A 16447-nucleotide genomic window follows, 5' to 3' on the forward strand; every position below is an offset into this window, starting at 1 on the left:
GCAACCGCCCGGTGAAAAGCAGGTGAACTCAAACAAAAGGCCCCTCGGGGGCCAAAAATGCCCCCCTCCCCGCTGCAGCGCGAAGACGCTGTGCAGCGAAGAAGGGGCCTTGGCAGCTTTCTAGTGGAACTCGGGATCTTCGGTGCGGCTGCGCTTGAGTTCAAAGAAGGAGGGGAAGCTGGCCAACGTCACGGTGGCGTCCCACAGCCTGCCGGCGTCTTCCCCGCGGGGGATGCGGGTGATGACCGGGCCAAAGAATGCTGTGCCGTTGAAAGCGACAATGGGGGTGCCAACGTCCTGACCCACCTGCTCAATGCCTTCGGAGTGGCTGGCGCGCAGTGCGGTGTCGTATTTGTCGGTGCCTGCGGCCGCAGCCAGTTCCGCCGGCAGGCCCACCTCCGCCAGGGACTGGGCAATGACGTCGTCCATGTCCTTGTTGGAGTCGTGGTGGATGCGGGTTCCCATGGCGTCGTAGAGCGCCTTGATGTATGAGGCGCCGTGCTCCTGTGCGGCGGCGATGATGACCCGGACCGGGCCCCAAGCCCTGGCCATGGCGGCCTGGTAGTCCGCCGGCAGGTCCTGGTTGTTCTCGTTCAGCACAGCCAGGCTCATCACATGCCAGTGGACCTTGATGGGGCGGACCTGCTCCACTTCGCTGATCCACCGTGAGGTCACCCAGGCGAAGGGGCAGGTGGGGTCGAACCAGAAATCGGCGGATTCAGTGGCGGCAACAGCATTTTCAGTCATGAAAGATCTCCTGGGGTAGGGGGCGGGCAACAGCTGGGCGCGGGGGCCGTTACTGGCACAACGGGCCGGCAGCGGCCGCTATTCCTGGGGCGGCTGCTTTCCACCGCCAGCGGCGGAGACGGCCGGCAGCGGCTGGAACTAGGCTGATTTGTTGCGGCGCTTGGCCGCCACCTCATGGGGAATGAGGGTGGGTTCAGCCTTGCGGGCCACCACGTCGGCGCTGATGACCACCGTGGCAATGTCCTCCCGGCTGGGCAGGTCAAACATGACCGGCTGCAGCACCTCCTCCAGGATGGCGCGCAGTCCCCGTGCCCCGGTCCCCCTGGCCAAGGCGAGGTCGGCAATGGCGGTGAGGGCATCATCGGCAAAATCAAGTTCCACCCCGTCAAGCAGGAACATTTTTTGGTACTGCTTGACCAGGGCGTTGCGGGGCTTGGTCAGAATTTGAATCAGCGAGGTGCGATCCAGTTGGGACACGGTGGTGATGACGGGGAGCCTGCCAATGAATTCCGGGATCAGGCCAAACTTCAACAGGTCCTCGGGCATGACGTCGGCGTAGCTGGCCTCGGACTGCTTCAGGGCGCTGAGCGGGGCACCAAAGCCAATGCCCTTCTTGCCCGCCCGTGAACCAATGATTTCCTCCAGGCCGGCAAAGGCGCCCGCCACAATGAACAGGACATTGGTGGTGTCAATTTGGATGAACTCCTGGTGGGGATGCTTGCGCCCGCCCTGCGGCGGCACCGAGGCCACCGTTCCTTCCAGAATCTTCAGCAGGGCCTGCTGCACACCTTCCCCGGAGACGTCACGGGTGATGGAGGGGTTCTCGGATTTACGTGAGATCTTGTCAATTTCATCAATGTAAATGATGCCCTGTTCGGCTTTTTTGACATCAAAGTCCGCTGCCTGGATCAGTTTCAGGAGGATGTTCTCCACATCCTCACCCACATAACCGGCCTCCGTCAGGGCGGTGGCGTCGGCAACGGCGAAGGGAACGTTCAGGCGTCGGGCCAGGGTCTGCGCCAGGTAGGTCTTGCCGCAGCCGGTGGGTCCCACCAGCAGGATGTTGGACTTGGCTATTTCCACATCGTCATGCTCACCGGCGGAAATGGTGGTGCTCTTCACGGCGTGACCGGACTGGATGCGTTTGTAGTGGTTGTAGACGGCCACGGCCAGGGACCGCTTGGCGGGTTCCTGGCCAATCACGTACTCCTGCAGGAAATCAAAGATCTCGCGGGGCTTGGGCAGTTCAAAGGACTCAAGGTCCGTGACTTCGGCGAGTTCCTCATCAATGATTTCATTGCACAGTTCAATGCATTCATCACAAATGTAGACGCCGGGTCCGGCAATCAGCTTCCGAACCTGCTTCTGGCTTTTGCCGCAAAAGGAGCACTTCAGCAGATCGGTGCTTTCGCCCATCCTGGCCATGGCTGTGTCCTTTCACAAAAGCGCCCGCACCATGCGCGCTGCCTTTGCACTGTTCCACTCCCCCAGCGGGTGCTGCGGGAGGTCCTGCAAGATATGTTCCACTCTAGGCCAAGGCTCCGACATTGGGTGGAATGCAAACGCCGGGGCAGGGGGATTTTTATCCCCTGCCCCGGCATTTGGCCCTTGATGGCGCCTTAGCGGGTGATGGCTGAGGGCTTGATTTTCCGGGGTGCCAGGACCTCGTCGATCAGGCCGTAGTCCTTGGCCTGGGCTGCAGTGAGAATGTTGTCACGCTCAATGTCGTTGTTGACCTGCTCGGGGGTGCGCCCCGAGTGGGCTGACAAGGTGTTTTCCAGCCATTCACGCATGCGCATGACCTCATTGGCCTGGATTTCCAGGTCGGAGGCCTGGCCACCCTGGCCGCCGGACAGTGCCGGCTGGTGGATGAGCACGCGGGCGTTGGGCAGTGCCAGGCGCTTGCCGGGGGCACCGGCGGCCAGCAGCACTGCCGCCGCCGAGGCCGCCTGGCCCAGGCACACGGTCTGGATTTCCGGGCGGATGAACTGCATGGTGTCATAAATGGCCGTCATGGCCGTGAATGAGCCGCCGGGTGAGTTGATGTACAAGGTGATGTCACGGTCGGTGTCATCGGCCTCAAGCACCAGCAGCTGCGCCATCACGTCATCTGCGGAGGCGTCATCCACCTGCACTCCGAGGAAGATGATCCGGTCCTCAAAGAGCTTGGTGTAGGGGTCCTGGCGCTTGAAGCCGTAGGGCGTGCGCTCCTCGAACTGGGGAAGCACGTAGCGGCTGGAGGGCATCTCGCCGGCGGTGTTGCCAAATGCAGTGCCGCCAAAGTTGTAGGTCATGATTGTTGCTCCTGAAATCTGTTCTTTGGCCAATTACTTGGCGTTGGTTCCGCCGCCACCGGACACGGATGTTGCATTGCGGGCGATCTTGTCGAAGAAGCCGTATTCCAGGCCCTGCTCGGCCGTGAACCACTTGTCACGGTCGTTGTCCTTCAGGATCTTCTCCACGTCCTGGCCGGTCTGCTCGGCCGTCAGTTCGGCCATGACCTTCTTCATGTGCAGGATCAGTTCCGCCTGGATCTTGATGTCCGACGCCGTTCCGCCAATGCCGCCGGAGGGCTGGTGCATCAGGATGCGGGCGTTGGGCGTGGCATAGCGCTTGCCCTTGGTGCCTGAGGAGAGCAGGAACTGTCCCATGGAGGCGGCCAGGCCGGTGGCGACGGTGACGACGTCGTTGGGGATGAACTGCATGGTGTCATAAATGGCCATGCCGGCCGTCACCGAACCGCCGGGAGAGTTGATGTAAAGGTAAATGTCCTTTTCAGGATCCTCCGCCGAGAGCAGCAGCAGCTGCGAGCAGATGAGGTTGGCGTTGTCGTCGCGGACTTCGGACCCGAGCCAAATGATGCGTTCCTTCAGCAGGCGGTTGTAAATGTACTGGTCCTGGCCGCTGGGGTCCGTGCCGGCCATTGTGGGGGTGCTGTGCTGTGCCATGGTGGATCTACCTCTCCTTCGTGCGGCCCGCCGGGCGTGCCCGGCTGCCATCACTAATGTTCACTACTTGGACAGTAGCCTTTTTCAGCGGCGTTTTGGCGTCCTTGACGGCACTGTTCGCTGTCGGCGCACGATCCCCGAACATGCTTCCGCCAGGGGCGCAACGCTCCGCCGGCGGGCAGTTGGCCCCGGGGACAAAAAAGCCGTTGCCGGCCCCTGGAGGGGCCGGCAACGGCTGGCATCACGTGGCTTTCACCACCGGGAACTAGACGCGGGTCTCGTCCGGCTCGCTCACTGCGGTGGGCTCAATGACCTCGTCCTCGGAAGGGGCTTCCTCTTCCTCGGCGGGGACGGAGACAAAATCGCTCAGGTCAACAACGTTGCCCTTGGAGTCCTTCACCACTGCCTTGCCCAGCACTGCTGCCAGGGCCTTGCGGCGGCGGACTTCGCCAACGATCATGTTGACCTGGCCGGAGGAGTCCAGCATCTGGGCGAACTGGTTCGGCTCCATGCCGTACTGGCTGGCGGAGGAAACAATGTAGTCAATCAACTCAGCCTGGCTGACGCTGACTTCCTCCTTCTCGGCAATGGCGTCAAGGATGATTTCGTTGCGGAAGGCCTTCTGCGTGTTTTCCGTGATTTCGGCGCGGTGCTCTTCGGTGTCGTGCTCTTCGCCGCCGTGGGAGTTCTCGGCCTTGAAGTGCTGCTCGAGCTGCTCGGCCACAACCGAGTCCGGGACGGGAACCTCAACGAGCTCAACGAGCTTCTCCAGCACCAGGTCGCGTGCCTCAACACCCTGCTCCACGGTCTTGGATTCGGCGGCCTGCTTGGCCAAGTCCTCCTTCAGCTCGGCAATGGTGTCGAACTCGGAAGCCAGCTGGGCAAAGTCGTCGTTGGCCTCGGGCAGTTCACGGACCTTGACGGAGGTGACCTTGACGGTGACAAGCGCTTCTTCACCGGCGTGCTCGCCACCGGCCAGCTTGGTGTTGAAGATGGCTTCTTCGCCGGCGGACAGGCCGGTTGCGGCCTCGTCCAGGCCTTCGAGCATGTTGCCCGCGCCAATCTGGTAGGAAAGGTCGGAAGCCGAGTCAACCTCGACGTCGTCGATCTTGGCGGCAATGTTGATGGTGAGGAAGTCACCGTCGGCGGCCGGACGGTCCACGGCAATCAAGGTTCCGAAACGGGCGCGCAGCTCGTCGAGTTCCTTCTCCGTGTCTTCGTCGGAGGTCTCGAGTGCGGCAACCTCAACTTCGAGGCCCTCGTAGTCGGGCAGCTCAATTTCGGGGCGGATGTCAATTTCGACGTGGAACTTCACCACACCGTCGGTGGCGGTGGGGTCGGGAACCTCGGTGATTTCCACCTCGGGACGGCTCAGGGGAATGAGCTTGTTCTCGACAACTGCTTCCTGGTACCAGCCGTTGAGGCCGGAGTTGATGGCCGTCTCCAGCACGTAGCCGCGGCCCACACGCTGGTCGATCAGCTTGTTGGGGACCTTGCCCTTGCGGAAGCCAGGCACCTGCACCTGTGTGGCAATTGTCTTGTAGGCCTCAGCAATGCTCGGCTTCAATTCCTCAAAGGAAACCTCGACATCGAGCTTGACCCGGGTGGGTGTGAGGTTTTCGACAGCGCTCTTCACAGCGTGGTACTCCTGATGGTCTGTTGATGGATATTAGGCCCCAGCACATGGGCAGTCACTGACCAAAGTGAACGCAATAATGCTGAAGTCGGGGCGACAGGACTCGAACCTGCGGTCTCCTGCTCCCAAAGCAGGCGCGCTAGCCACTACGCTACGCCCCGTAATGACCGCATTAGTCTACGGGCAAGAAAGGCCATATGCACAATCGCCGCGCATGGGCCGCCGGCGCCGGTGCCCGGCTGCGGGCAAAAGAAAATCCCCGGCCGTGCGGGCCGGGGATGATTTGGAGGGGGCGACGGGAATCGAACCCGCGTAATCAGTTTGGAAGACTGAGGCTTTACCATTAAGCTACGCCCCCGCTGGAATTCGGCTTGTGGCCGGACAACTCCGTAACACTATCAACGACTTTGCCGCTGCCGCAAATCGTGACCGGCACCTGCCGTTGCCGGCGCCGCCGAGGTGCCGGCCAGGCACCGGCGCGGTGCCGGCGGTCAGCTTTGGCAGCTGGGACACCAGTATAGTTTCCGGGCCGCCAGCAGGGTCACGGCCAGTGCCGTGCCGCAGCGCCGGCACGGCAGCTTTTCGCGCTTGTACACGTAATGGGCCTCCTCGCGGGGAACCTGGCTGTTGCCGCAGGGCAGGGCCGCCCCGGCGGCGGCTGTGCCTGATGCTGCCGTTGTGGCGGCGGCCAGTCCATGTCCGACGGCGGCGCCGAGTCCCGAGGGCCGTTCCGGCAGTTCGGTGGTGATGATGGTGCCGTCGTGCACGCCGTCGGCCATGATGGCCGCCACGTCCGCCCACAGGGCCAGCGCCTCCTCCTGCTGCAGGGACCGCCCGGGCAGTGTGGGGTTCAGCCCGCGCCGGAACAGGGTCTCGGCGCGGTAGATGTTGCCCACCCCGGCCAGCACGTCCTGTTTCATCAGCTGCAGGGCAATGGAGGTGCTGCTGCTGCGGATTCGGCGGGCAAACTCCTCGCCGTCCCCGGGTTCGTTATGCAGCGGATCCGGCCCCAGCTTGGCCAGGGCCGCCACCGCCTCGGCGGGGCTGATGACCTCGCAGGCCGTGGGTCCGCGCAGATCCGCCCAGCCATGGGCGGAGACCAGCCGCACCCGCACCGCACCCTGCGGCGGGGGCGGGGCGGCATCGGCACTGGGATCTGCTGACGAACTGGGATCAGCTGAGGCGCCGGGGCCGGCTGGGGAACCGGAGGAGGCGCCGCCGCGCAGTTCAGTTTCACCCACGCGGCGCGGCGCGCCAATGCTGGAGGCCCCGGTGAAGGTGGAATCGCCGCCAAAGCTCCAGGCCCCGTACAGGCCCAGGTGGACACGCAGCACCCGGTCGTGGGAGAAGTGCAGAAACAGCTGTTTCCCGTGGGCCTGGGCACGCTCCAGGATCCGGCCGTCCAGCAGCCCGGCGCCGGCGGCAAACCTGCCCTGCGGGCTGGACACCGCCAGCTCCGCGCCGCCAAAGACGTCCTGGAACTGGCGTGCCAGCCGGTGCACTGAATGTCCCTCAGGCATGAATGGTCCCTGCTTTCGTGGCTGCGGTGGAGCTATTCGGGCACAACACCTGTGGTCTCGTACTGGGCAATTTTATTGATGCGGCGCACGTGGCGTTCGGCGTTGCTGAACGGCTCGGACAAAAAGGCCTCAATGATTTCAGCCGCTTCCGCCACGCTGTGCTGGCGACCGCCCACGGCGACCACATTGGCGTTGTTGTGCTCGCGGGCCAGCTTGGCGGTGGAGAGGTTCCAGGCCAACGCTGCGCGGACGCCCTTGACCTTGTTCGCTGCCATCTGCTCGCCATTGCCGGAGCCGCCAAGCACGATGCCCAGCGCGTCCATGCCTGCCTCCTGCTCGGTGGCCACGGCCTGCGCGGCATTGATGCAGAAGGAGGGGTAGTCGTCCTCGGCGTCGTAGGCGGCCGGCCCGTGGTCCACCATCTCGTAGCCCTTGGCGGACAGCACTTCAATGAGGTGGGCGCTGAGCTCCATGCCAGCATGGTCGGTTGCAATGTGAACGCGCACGGAAGGTTCCTTTGGGTTGACGAACAGTTGATGCCTTAACCCTACCCATGGTGCGGGGGTCCACCACGCCGGGGACCCGCGCCGGTCCCGACGCCGGGGCCTGGCGTGCGCCCCTACCCGCCGGGGGGCTGCGGCGGTGTTTCGCCGGCCCTGCCGTTCACCCAGGCCGCGAACTCCTCGGCCACCTCAAGGTCCGGGGCGCCGAGGACCACCCTGCCGCCGTCGTGCGTGCGCAGGACGACGCCGGCACCTGGGCGGGCGAGAAAGCTGACGGATCCGCGGCGCCTGCGCAGGCCACGGCCGCCGTTCCCGGCAACTGTGAGTTCCAGGGCCCCGGCGGCTGCCACCTGGCTGCAGGGGACGGTGATGACAGGTACAAAGCCCAGCATTTTGACAGTGATCCGGCGGTTTTCGGCAACAACGCTGGCGCTCAGCAGGGCAATGCCCGCCAAGGCCGCCAGCACCATGGCCAGCAGGATCCACGGCGAGAGGATGGCCAGCAGGGCACCCGGGAGCAGGGCCGCGAGCAGGATCATGATGATCACGGAGCTGCGCGGGTGCAGGAAATAGCCCACCCGCCCCTGCACGGCCGCCTGCTCCGGATGGGCCAGGGCGGCCAGGGCGGCGTCGTCCGCCGCGCTCCACTGCTCTTCGGGCTTGAAGGACAGGGCCAGCACCACGCCCATGGCCGCGGCAAGGCCGCAGCCCATCAGCACCACAAAGCCGGAGACCCGCTGCGGCGGAAGTTCGCCGGCGGCCCCCTGCCCCAGCAGGGCTGCCACAAACAGACTGAACAGTGACAGCTGCACGGCCATGGCCACACCCAGCAGCACCCGGCGGGTGGTGCCCGGAAACGCGGTGTTGGCGCCCAAGGCACCGAGACCCCCGCCGGCGCCCACCATGGAGGCGGCCGCCACCATGAGGAACAGGGGCACGGGGACGGCACCGCCGCCCCACGGCAGTTCAATGCCCCGCGGCAGCCCGGGGGTGAGCAGCAGGCCACCCACGGCCAGGGCCACCGACAAAAGCACGGGGAAGGTCAGGGCAAAGCGCAGGGCCCGGGCATCGACCCGGCTGACATGGTGTTCGGGGTCGGGACTGGATTTCATGGCACTAGCGTTGCACTTTTTGCGCTTGAACATAAGCGTCCGCGAGCGCCGCGGCCCGCGCCGCCGTGGCCGCATCCGGCATGGAGATCACGAACCGTTGGGAAAAGCCTGCTTCCAGCACCACCGCCGGACCGCTGGCGGTGATGAAACCCACGCTGCCGCCGTTCATGCGGTAGCCCCAGCCGCCCATGTCCAAGGCCGCAATGTGCTCCACCGACGCCGAGCGGACCTCCTTCCAGGCCAAGGGCATGACCTTCCAAAAGCCGCCGGCCAGGACCTTCACACCATCGGGGCCAATCACGGCGGTGCCGGCGGTGAACACCCAGGCAAGCCATCCCAGCACCAGACCGGACAGGGCCAGCCAGGGCCAGATGAACCAGGTGCACAAGGCCACAAGGCCTCCCACGCCCGCGCTGAGCAGCCACCCCCGGCGGCCCATCGACACCTTCAGGCGCAGGGTTTCCCCGCCGGCGGCCTGGCGCCGGGCGGCCAGGGCCACCGGGGAATCCGCGGCGGCCAGGGCGGCCTTCACGGCCGCCACCTCCACGTTTTCGGCCCGCACCACGTCACCGGGCCGGTACGCCCACCAGGCGGCACCGGCCGCCACGAAGGCCGCGGCAATACCGGCGGCCATCACGCCGCCGTGCAACTGGGCCTGGGAAGAGTCCGCCAGATCCACCTGAGCTGCCACCATGGCCACCGAAAGGCCCACCAGCCCCACCGCAAAGGCGATCCCCACGCCCACACCCACGCGGGCCAGCAGCGCCGACTGGGCGCGCATCAGCACCGCCAGCGGTGCGATGACGGCACCGAGGGCGCCCATGGCCAGGGTCATCCACACCACCCCGGACAGGGACATCCAGCCATCCACCTCGTTCCTGGCGTTCCAGTGGGTGGCAAGTTCCTGCGGCAGACTCCCGGCCACGCCCAGCATCCATGCCGCCGCGGCCAGGGCCAGCAGCACCGGGCCCAGCACCAGCCCCACCAGCCACCGCCTGTTGTACAGCGCCTCTGCGGCCGTGCTGCGAAGCTGCTCCCCCATGAAAAACGTTCCCCTTCCACCAAGTCTCCGCACCGGGCTCCCCCCGGATGGCGGCGGCGCGCCCCCTGCGTGGGGCCTGCCTTCATCAACACTCCCCCAAGGGGCGCACCGGGAACAAGTTCAATTCCGCTCTACCCGGGAGTAACGTGGAACACTCAAAGCATTGCGCCACCAAGCCGTGAGCGTTCCGCGCACATACCCCGCGCCGCTGGAAGCTCCCGACCCAACGGAAAGGCACCACCTTGCCCGGTATGAACCTCACCCGCGCCGAAGCCATTGCGCGCACGGATACGCTCACAGTCAGCAGCTACGACGTCAGCCTGGACCTGACCACCTCGGAGACCACCTTCGCCGCCACCACCACGGTGCGCTTCACCGCAAAGGAGGGCGCGTCGTCGTTCATTGACGCCGTCACCCACGACGTGCACAGCGTGAACCTCAATGGCGTGGAGCTGGACCCGGCGGAGGTGTCCGACGGCGTGCGCATCCAGCTGCCGAACCTCGCCGCCGAGAACGTGCTCACCGTCAAGGCCGATGCCTTGTTCATGAACACCGGGGAGGGCCTGCACCGCTTTGTGGATCCCGTGGACGGGGAGGTGTACCTGTACAGCCAGTTTGAGGTGCCCGATTCCCGGCGCATGTTTGCCGTCTTTGAACAGCCCGACCAGAAGGCCACCTTCACCTTCCACATCACGGCGCCCGCGCACTGGGACGTCATCTCCAACTCCCCCACCCCGGAGCCTGTCCCGGCCGGGGAAGGCCGCGCCACCTGGCACTTCGAGCCGACCCTGAAGATGTCCAGCTACATCACCGCCCTCATTGCCGGCCCCTATGAGAACGTGCGCAGCGAACTCACCAGCTCCGACGGGCGCACCATCCCGTTGGGCGTCTTTGCCCGCAAGTCGCTCATGGAGCACCTGGATGCCGAAAACGTCTTTGCCTTGACCCGGCAGGGCTTTGAGTTCTTTGAAAAGCAGTTCGGCACCCCGTACCCGTTCCCCAAGTACGATCAGCTCTTTGTCCCGGAATTCAATGCCGGCGCCATGGAGAACGCCGGGGCCGTGACGTTCCTGGAAAGCTATGTGTTCCGCTCCAAGGTCACCGACGCCATGGTGGAACGCCGCGCCATCACCATACTGCACGAACTCGCCCACATGTGGTTTGGGGACCTGGTCACCATGCGCTGGTGGAATGATTTGTGGCTCAATGAATCCTTCGCCGAGTTCATGTCCACCCTGGCCGCGGCCGAGAACACCCAGTACGTGGATTCCTGGACCACCTTTTCCTCCCTGGAGAAGAGCTGGGCCTACCGCCAGGACCAGCTGCCCTCCACCCACCCCATCAAGGCCGAGATCAATGATCTTGAGGACGTGCTGGTGAACTTTGACGGCATCACCTACGCCAAGGGCGCCTCGGTGCTGCGCCAGCTGGTGGCCTGGGTGGGCCAGGAGGAGTTCATGGCAGGGGTGCGCGCCTACTTCGCCAAGCACGCCTGGTCCAACACCGAACTGCCGGATCTGATGGTGGAGTTGGAGGCCGCCAGCGGCCGGGACCTCTCCGCGTGGACCCGCGTGTGGTTGGAGACCGCCGGCGTCAACACCTTCAAGCCGGCGGTGGAAACCACCGACGACGGCGTCATCACCTCCTTCGCCATCCTCCAGTCCGCCGTGGACGAACACCCCACCCTGCGCCCGCACCGGGCGGCCGTGGGCTTTTACGAGCTGGCCACCGAGGGCGGGGACGCCGGCAAACTGGTGCGCACCCACCGGGTGGAACTCGATGTTGACGGCGCCGTGACACCCGTGCCGGAGCTGGTGGGCATGGCCCGCCCGGCGTTGATCCTGCTCAACGACGACGACCTGGCCTACGCCAAGATCCGCCTGGACCCACAGTCGCTGGCCACCGCCAAAACCCATCTGAAGGACTTCAAGGAATCCCTGCCGCGCACCCTGGTGTCGGCCTCGGCCTGGGATGCCGCGCGCGACGGCGAAACCCCGGCGCGCGACTACGTGGACTTTGTGCTGGCCACCATTGGGCACGAAAGCGATTCCACCGTCATCATGGTGCTGCTGCGCCAGCTCTCCACCGCCCTGCACTACTACGTGGCGCCCCAGCACCAAAAAACCACCGCCCTGGCCGCCGCCGAATACCTGTGGCAGCTGGCCCAGGCGGCAGCACCTGCCTCCGACGCCCAACTGCAGTTTGTAAAGGCCTTTGCCGCCCACGCCCAGTCCCAGGAGCAGCTGGACCGGGTGCGCGGACTTCTGGAGGGCACGGAAAACCTGGGCGGGCTCACCCTGGACACCGACATGCGCTGGGAGCTGCTGATTTCCCTGGCAGCCGGCGGACGGGCCGCCAATGCCGAGATTGAGGCCGCGCTCGCGGCTGACAACACCCAAAACGGCCAGCTCGCCGCAGCCACCGCACTTGCGGCCATCCCCACCCCGGAAGCCAAGGCCGAGACCTGGCAGTCGGTGGTGGTCGACGGCGAGGGCGCCAATGCCGTGCAGCGGGCAGCCATTGCCGGCTTCACCAAGGTGTGGGACCTGACGCTGCTGGAACCCTATGTGGCCAAGTACTTTGCCGCCATCAAGGAGGTGTGGGACACCCGGTCCTATGAGACCTCCTCCACCATCATCACCGGGCTGTACCCGGTGCAGCTGGTTTCCCAAGCCACGCTCGACGCCACGGACGCGTTCCTGGCCCAGCTGGGCCAGGACGCACCGGCGCTGCGGCGGCTGCTGGTGGAAAGCCGCGACGGCGTGGCCCGGGCCCTGCGCGCACAGGCCGCCGACCAGTAAGGCACGTCAGCACCAGTGCCCGGGACCGGAGAACTTCTTCCGCCCCGGGCACTGTTGGGTCCGGGGCGTTCTATGCTGAACTATGGCGCTCAATGATCAGCAGTTTGAAATCAACGTTTTTTGGACCGGGAACCGGGGCTTTGGCACCCGCGACTACAAGGCCTACGGCCGTGACCACACGGTGACCGCCGAGGGTGTGCCGGCGCTGCTGGGCTCCGCCGACAGGAAATTCCACGGCGACCGGGACAGGTGGAATCCCGAACAGCTGCTGCTGACGTCCCTGGCACAATGCCACATGCTCTCCTACCTGCACGTTGCCGCCAGCCATGGGATAGTCGTCACAAAATATGAGGACACCGCCACGGGGACCTTGACGCTCAACGGCGACGGCAGCGGCCAGTTCAGCTCAGCCACGCTGCAACCAAAAATTTATGTTGCGGACCCGGCCACGCGTGAGCTGGCACTGTCGCTGCATGCAGAAGCCGCCGCAAAGTGCTTCATTGCCCGCAGCCTGAACTTCCCCGTGCATCACACACCGGGCCTGCTGGCGGCCACCAGCGACTGATCAGGCGCCGCTGTTACGCTGGATGGGTACCCCGTTCCCAACGAATTAAGGTATTTTTTCGCGTGCAAGCACTTGAAGAGATTGACAATGGGCTCGACAAACTGTGGGGCAGCCTCGCCGAAGCGGGCATCGCCATCGCAGTGGGCCTGATCGTGTGGCTGGTCCTGCATTACCTGGTGCGGATGGTGGTCAAACACGCCCAGACGGAGCGGACCCCCTTCGCTGACAGGCGGGTGGGGTGGGCCACCCCCATGCTCCGGGGCATCAACCCCATGGTCAAGGCCCTGGACCATGAGCGGCGGGTGCAGCGCGCCCGCACCATTGGCACCTTGCTCAACTCCGTGTTGACCGGCCTGGTGTCAGTGATCACCGGCTTCTATGTGCTGTTGGCCTTTGACATAGACATTTCCCCGCTGCTGGCCAGCGTGGGCGTGGTGGGCATTGCCATTGGTTTTGGTGCCCAGCAGCTCATCCGTGACTTCCTGGCCGGGGTGTTCATCACCCTGGAGGACCAGTACGGCATTGGCGATGTGATTGAAACCAGCGAGGTGGTGGGCACGGTGGAATACCTGGGCCTGCGCATCACCCGCGTCATGGCCCTGGACGGCACGCTGTGGTACCTGCGCAATGGTGAGATCCTGCGTTTGGGCAACCGTTCCAAGGGAAACTACCGGCCGCCCGCCGCCGCGGAAGCCTCCGAAGCCGTGCGTCCCGGTGCCGCCCCCCACCACCACGTAGACGAATCAGCAGAATAGAAGGCTTGGACGCGTTCATGAGTAAAGCACAGCTCCCCACCCCCGGCCTGGGGGCCCCGTCCCAGGGACCGGCGCCCGCTCCGGGCCGCAGCGCGCCCACCCCTGGTCTGCCTGTGGGGACTCCCGGCACGTCCGCGGCTGCAGATGCCCCGGCCACCGGGGCTCCGGACTACTCCGACACCTTTTACGGCCAGGTGGGCGGGCATGAAACCTTCGCCAAAATCATCCGCGTCTTCTATGAGGGCGTGGCTGCGGATCCCGTGCTGCGCGCCATGTACCCGGAGGAGGACCTGGGCCCGGCCGAGCGGCGCATGCTGCTGTTCACCGAGCAGTACTGGGGCGGCCCGCGCACCTATCTGGAAGAGCGTGGCCACCCGCGCCTGCGCATGCGCCACATGCCCTTCGCCGTGACGCCGGAGGCCCGCGACCGCTGGCTGGACGCCATGCGCCAGGGCATTGATTCGGTGGACCTTGCCCCGCTCCAGCGCGAAACGCTGTGGGACTACATGGAGCGGGCCGCCCACTCCATGGTCAACGCACCTTCGGACCCGGGCCTCTAAGCACAGCTACACCAGCATTTGTCACAACACCGAGCGCGGGCGCACCAGAATGTGTCCGCGCTCCGTGCTGATCCGCACCCAGCGGTGCGAGGTGAAGATGGCCGCCGTTTCGCCCGGCGCCACAAACCCCAGGGCGTAGGCGGCAAAGGCCGCTCCGGCCGGAACCGCGCCCGGGACATCCGGCATGGTCCGTCCCCACACCGACGCGCGGATGTTGTTGACCAGCAGGGCACCTGGATTGACGGGCATCACCTGCCCCACCTCCTGCACACCGGTCTTTGCCGCCTCGATCAAGGCCTCGGCGGGAATGTTTCCCTGCTGCTCCCACGCCCCGCGCGGCGCACTGACGGCGGCCCATGATTCATTGACGGTCATGGGCGGCACCGGCAGCGCCAGCTCGTTGGCGTCCATGCGTGCCAGCCGGTCGGCCACGGCTGCCAGCGGCACCGTCACATCAACGTCCGACGCCGTTCCCAGCGCCATGGTGCGCAGCCCCAGGATGGTGGGGGTGCCCTCCCCCAGCAGCTTGGCGCGCATGACGCACACGTAGGCGGCAAGGACGTTGCCGGCCCCCTGAAGGCGGATGGCGCCGTCGTCCGCCGTGCGGGCGCGGGTCACAAAGGTGCGCAGGTCCGCAACGGTGCCGGGATCGCCCAAAACCAGCTCGCCGGCGCTGGTGCCCACGCTCATGCCTGGCCACTTTCCATGCTGGCGGTGCGGCTGGGGCGCCGGAAGGCCACCGGGTCCCCGCGCCAGGTTTCCAGGGCCGCACGCTGCTCCTCCGTCAGACGGACGGGGCGGCCGGTGGTGCGCGAGACCAGGACCATGGAGGTGGTGGCCTGGACGTAGACCACGCTGGAGCCGGCCTCGGCCACGGTGTAGCCCAGTTCAAAGCTGGAGCCGCCAATGCCGGTGACCCAAATGTTGGTGAATACGGGCGCGGTGCGGAACTCCAGTGGCGCCAGGTACTCGATTTCATGCCGGCCCACCAGCGTAAACACATCCCGGCCCACCAGATCGGTGATGGTGCCGCCGCCGGGCAGCGGCGTGTGTGTCAAGGCCACCCTGGCGTCCTCCAGGTACTGCAGATAGACCACGTTGTTTACGTGGTGGTAGGAGTCAATGTCGCCGAAGCGGATTTGCTGGGGAACTTCAATGCCGGGAGCCATGGCTTCATCATGTCAAAGGCGTGCGCGCACGGGCAATTGAAGTACCCAAGCTCACAAGCACTGGCACACCCCTGTGCCGCGTGGCTTGTTGGTGGCACCGGGGGCCGACACATAGAGTCACGTTTATGAATTCCAGCACCGACCTGACCCCCATGGAAACCCTGCTGCAGATCCTGGACCTGTCCAATGCCGAAGGCGCCGCCACCGATGAGGACATCTTTGTGGGCCTCGGCGATGCCCTTGCCCCGCACCCGCGCCTCTTTGGCGGACAGGTGCTGGCGCAGTCGCTCGTGGCGGCGGCGCGCACCATGGAGGGGGAACACCTGATGCACTCCATGCATGGCTACTTCCTGCGCCCCGGCGACGCCACCGCGCCCTTGACCTTTGGCGTGCAGCGCCTGCGTGACGGCCGCTCCTTCTCCGCCCGCCGCACCCACGCCTACCAGGGCGGGGCACCCATCCTGTCCATGATCTCCTCCTTCCAGCGCCCGGACCATGGCATTGAACACCAGGACGCCATGCCCCAGGGCATGCCGGACCCCGAATCGCTGCCCAGTTCCGCGGAGCTGCTGGGCGGCATTGACCACCCCGTGGCGAAGTCCTGGGCGTATGAGCGCCCGTTCGACATCCGCCACATTGGCGAGAACGTGTACTTTGACGTCAAGGGCGAACACGTCCCCCAGACGGCCGTGTGGCTGAAGACGCTGGGTCCCATGCCCGGGGACCAGAACCTGCACCGCGCGGCCCTGGCCTATGCCAGCGACTACACCCTGCTGGAGCCGTCCCTCAGGGGCCACGGCATCAGCTGGTCCACCCCGGGAATCAGCGTGGCCAGCCTGGACCATGCCATGTGGTGGCACCGGCCCCTGCAGGTGGATGACTGGCTGCTGTACGTGGCCAGCTCCCCCAGCGCCTCCGAGGCCCGGGGCCTGAACCAGGGCCGCTTCTACAACCGCGACGGCGTCCTGGTGGCCAGCGTGGCCCAGGAAGGCATGATCCGCATCCCCGAAGGCACCAACGCAGGCTGAGGCACGTCCCTCAAGCGGGCACAAAAAGGGCCGGTTCCTGGTGGAACCGGCCCTTTCCTTT

General features: G+C 65.6%; 16 protein-coding genes and 2 tRNA genes. 5 read left to right on the top strand and 13 right to left on the bottom strand.

Annotation, left to right across the window (positions count from 1 at the left end):
- Positions 1 to 120: 120 nt before the first annotated feature.
- From ACFUCV_RS02625 to ACFUCV_RS02675, 11 genes are all read right to left on the bottom strand, one after another.
- The gene (locus ACFUCV_RS02625) at positions 121 to 747 is read right to left on the bottom strand and encodes a DsbA family protein (protein WP_380811726.1); all 627 of its coding nucleotides are present in this window, start codon (positions 745 to 747) and stop codon (positions 121 to 123) included.
- A 138-nt stretch (positions 748 to 885) separates the two neighbouring features.
- Positions 886 to 2172 (bottom strand): ATP-dependent Clp protease ATP-binding subunit ClpX, encoded by a 1287-nt coding sequence (gene clpX / locus ACFUCV_RS02630; RefSeq protein WP_380811728.1) that lies wholly within the window; start codon positions 2170 to 2172, stop codon positions 886 to 888.
- 194 nt (positions 2173 to 2366) lie between these two features.
- A complete protein-coding gene (locus ACFUCV_RS02635; RefSeq protein ID WP_380811730.1) occupies positions 2367 to 3041 on the bottom strand; it encodes an ATP-dependent Clp protease proteolytic subunit in 675 nt (224 codons plus the stop codon).
- Between the two features lie 33 nt (positions 3042 to 3074).
- Entirely contained in the window at positions 3075 to 3671 is a 597-nt protein-coding gene (locus tag ACFUCV_RS02640) for an ATP-dependent Clp protease proteolytic subunit (RefSeq protein WP_380811913.1), read from the bottom strand.
- A gap of 289 nt (positions 3672 to 3960) precedes the next feature.
- A complete protein-coding gene (gene tig / locus ACFUCV_RS02645) occupies positions 3961 to 5331 on the bottom strand; it encodes a trigger factor (RefSeq protein ID WP_380811732.1) in 1371 nt (456 codons plus the stop codon).
- An 88-nt stretch (positions 5332 to 5419) separates the two neighbouring features.
- Positions 5420 to 5492 (bottom strand) — tRNA-Pro (locus tag ACFUCV_RS02650).
- 123 nt (positions 5493 to 5615) lie between these two features.
- Positions 5616 to 5689, bottom strand: a tRNA-Gly gene (locus ACFUCV_RS02655).
- A 133-nt stretch (positions 5690 to 5822) separates the two neighbouring features.
- Positions 5823 to 6851 carry an Fpg/Nei family DNA glycosylase gene (locus ACFUCV_RS02660; RefSeq protein WP_380811734.1) on the bottom strand — a complete coding sequence of 343 codons (1029 nt, stop codon included), beginning with the start codon at positions 6849 to 6851 and terminating at the stop codon, positions 5823 to 5825.
- Positions 6852 to 6883: 32 nt separating this feature from the next.
- The gene (locus ACFUCV_RS02665; protein ID WP_380811737.1) at positions 6884 to 7357 is read right to left on the bottom strand and encodes a ribose-5-phosphate isomerase; all 474 of its coding nucleotides are present in this window, start codon (positions 7355 to 7357) and stop codon (positions 6884 to 6886) included.
- 113 nt (positions 7358 to 7470) lie between these two features.
- Complete coding sequence (locus tag ACFUCV_RS02670; protein ID WP_380811739.1) at positions 7471 to 8466, bottom strand: hypothetical protein; 996 nt, start codon at positions 8464 to 8466, stop codon at positions 7471 to 7473.
- A gap of 4 nt (positions 8467 to 8470) precedes the next feature.
- Positions 8471 to 9508 (bottom strand): DUF1648 domain-containing protein, encoded by a 1038-nt coding sequence (locus ACFUCV_RS02675; RefSeq protein WP_380811741.1) that lies wholly within the window; start codon positions 9506 to 9508, stop codon positions 8471 to 8473.
- A gap of 251 nt (positions 9509 to 9759) precedes the next feature.
- Here ACFUCV_RS02675 and pepN point away from each other — a divergent pair, with 251 nt between their 5' ends.
- From pepN to ACFUCV_RS02695, 4 genes are all read left to right on the top strand, one after another.
- Complete coding sequence (gene pepN / locus ACFUCV_RS02680; protein WP_380811743.1) at positions 9760 to 12309, top strand: aminopeptidase N; 2550 nt, start codon at positions 9760 to 9762, stop codon at positions 12307 to 12309.
- Between the two features lie 82 nt (positions 12310 to 12391).
- Positions 12392 to 12874, top strand: coding sequence for an OsmC family protein (locus tag ACFUCV_RS02685; protein ID WP_380811745.1), 483 nt, complete (start codon positions 12392 to 12394; stop codon positions 12872 to 12874).
- Between the two features lie 62 nt (positions 12875 to 12936).
- Positions 12937 to 13629, top strand: coding sequence for a mechanosensitive ion channel family protein (locus tag ACFUCV_RS02690; protein ID WP_380811747.1), 693 nt, complete (start codon positions 12937 to 12939; stop codon positions 13627 to 13629).
- A gap of 17 nt (positions 13630 to 13646) precedes the next feature.
- Positions 13647 to 14189, top strand: coding sequence for a globin (locus tag ACFUCV_RS02695; protein ID WP_380811749.1), 543 nt, complete (start codon positions 13647 to 13649; stop codon positions 14187 to 14189).
- 21 nt (positions 14190 to 14210) lie between these two features.
- On the opposite strand, the gene ACFUCV_RS02700 is transcribed toward ACFUCV_RS02695, so the two are convergent.
- Positions 14211 to 14879, bottom strand: coding sequence for a hypothetical protein (locus ACFUCV_RS02700; RefSeq protein WP_380811751.1), 669 nt, complete (start codon positions 14877 to 14879; stop codon positions 14211 to 14213).
- Positions 14876 to 15358: an acyl-CoA thioesterase gene (locus ACFUCV_RS02705; protein ID WP_380811753.1), complete on the bottom strand. Its 483-nt coding sequence runs from the start codon at positions 15356 to 15358 to the stop codon at positions 14876 to 14878. Before ACFUCV_RS02705 ends, ACFUCV_RS02700 begins: the two co-directional genes overlap by 4 nt.
- Before the next feature lie 125 nt (positions 15359 to 15483).
- On the opposite strand from ACFUCV_RS02705, the gene ACFUCV_RS02710 reads away from it, so the two are divergent.
- Positions 15484 to 16386 carry an acyl-CoA thioesterase gene (locus ACFUCV_RS02710; RefSeq protein WP_380811755.1) on the top strand — a complete coding sequence of 301 codons (903 nt, stop codon included), beginning with the start codon at positions 15484 to 15486 and terminating at the stop codon, positions 16384 to 16386.
- The last annotated feature ends 61 nt before the right edge of the window (positions 16387 to 16447 follow it).

Source organism: Specibacter sp. NPDC057265 (assembly GCF_042668835.1).
GTDB lineage: Bacteria > Actinomycetota > Actinomycetes > Actinomycetales > Micrococcaceae > Specibacter.

Excerpts from the sequence above, each read along its gene's own strand:
- pepN (WP_380811743.1), top strand. The coding sequence starts at position 9,760 with ATGAACCTCACCCGCGCCGAAGCCATTGCGCGCACGGATACGCTCACA.
- ACFUCV_RS02625 (WP_380811726.1), bottom strand. The coding sequence starts at position 747 with ATGACTGAAAATGCTGTTGCCGCCACTGAATCCGCCGATTTCTGGTTC.
- ACFUCV_RS02695 (WP_380811749.1), top strand. The coding sequence starts at position 13,647 with ATGAGTAAAGCACAGCTCCCCACCCCCGGCCTGGGGGCCCCGTCCCAG.
- ACFUCV_RS02640 (WP_380811913.1), bottom strand. The coding sequence starts at position 3,671 with ATGGCCGGCACGGACCCCAGCGGCCAGGACCAGTACATTTACAACCGC.
- ACFUCV_RS02700 (WP_380811751.1), bottom strand. The coding sequence starts at position 14,879 with ATGAGCGTGGGCACCAGCGCCGGCGAGCTGGTTTTGGGCGATCCCGGC.
- ACFUCV_RS02685 (WP_380811745.1), top strand. The coding sequence starts at position 12,392 with ATGGCGCTCAATGATCAGCAGTTTGAAATCAACGTTTTTTGGACCGGG.
- ACFUCV_RS02675 (WP_380811741.1), bottom strand. The coding sequence starts at position 9,508 with ATGGGGGAGCAGCTTCGCAGCACGGCCGCAGAGGCGCTGTACAACAGG.
- ACFUCV_RS02670 (WP_380811739.1), bottom strand. The coding sequence starts at position 8,466 with ATGAAATCCAGTCCCGACCCCGAACACCATGTCAGCCGGGTCGATGCC.
- ACFUCV_RS02660 (WP_380811734.1), bottom strand. The coding sequence starts at position 6,851 with ATGCCTGAGGGACATTCAGTGCACCGGCTGGCACGCCAGTTCCAGGAC.
- ACFUCV_RS02710 (WP_380811755.1), top strand. The coding sequence starts at position 15,484 with ATGAATTCCAGCACCGACCTGACCCCCATGGAAACCCTGCTGCAGATC.
- ACFUCV_RS02705 (WP_380811753.1), bottom strand. The coding sequence starts at position 15,358 with ATGGCTCCCGGCATTGAAGTTCCCCAGCAAATCCGCTTCGGCGACATT.
- clpX (WP_380811728.1), bottom strand. The coding sequence starts at position 2,172 with ATGGCCAGGATGGGCGAAAGCACCGATCTGCTGAAGTGCTCCTTTTGC.
- ACFUCV_RS02635 (WP_380811730.1), bottom strand. The coding sequence starts at position 3,041 with ATGACCTACAACTTTGGCGGCACTGCATTTGGCAACACCGCCGGCGAG.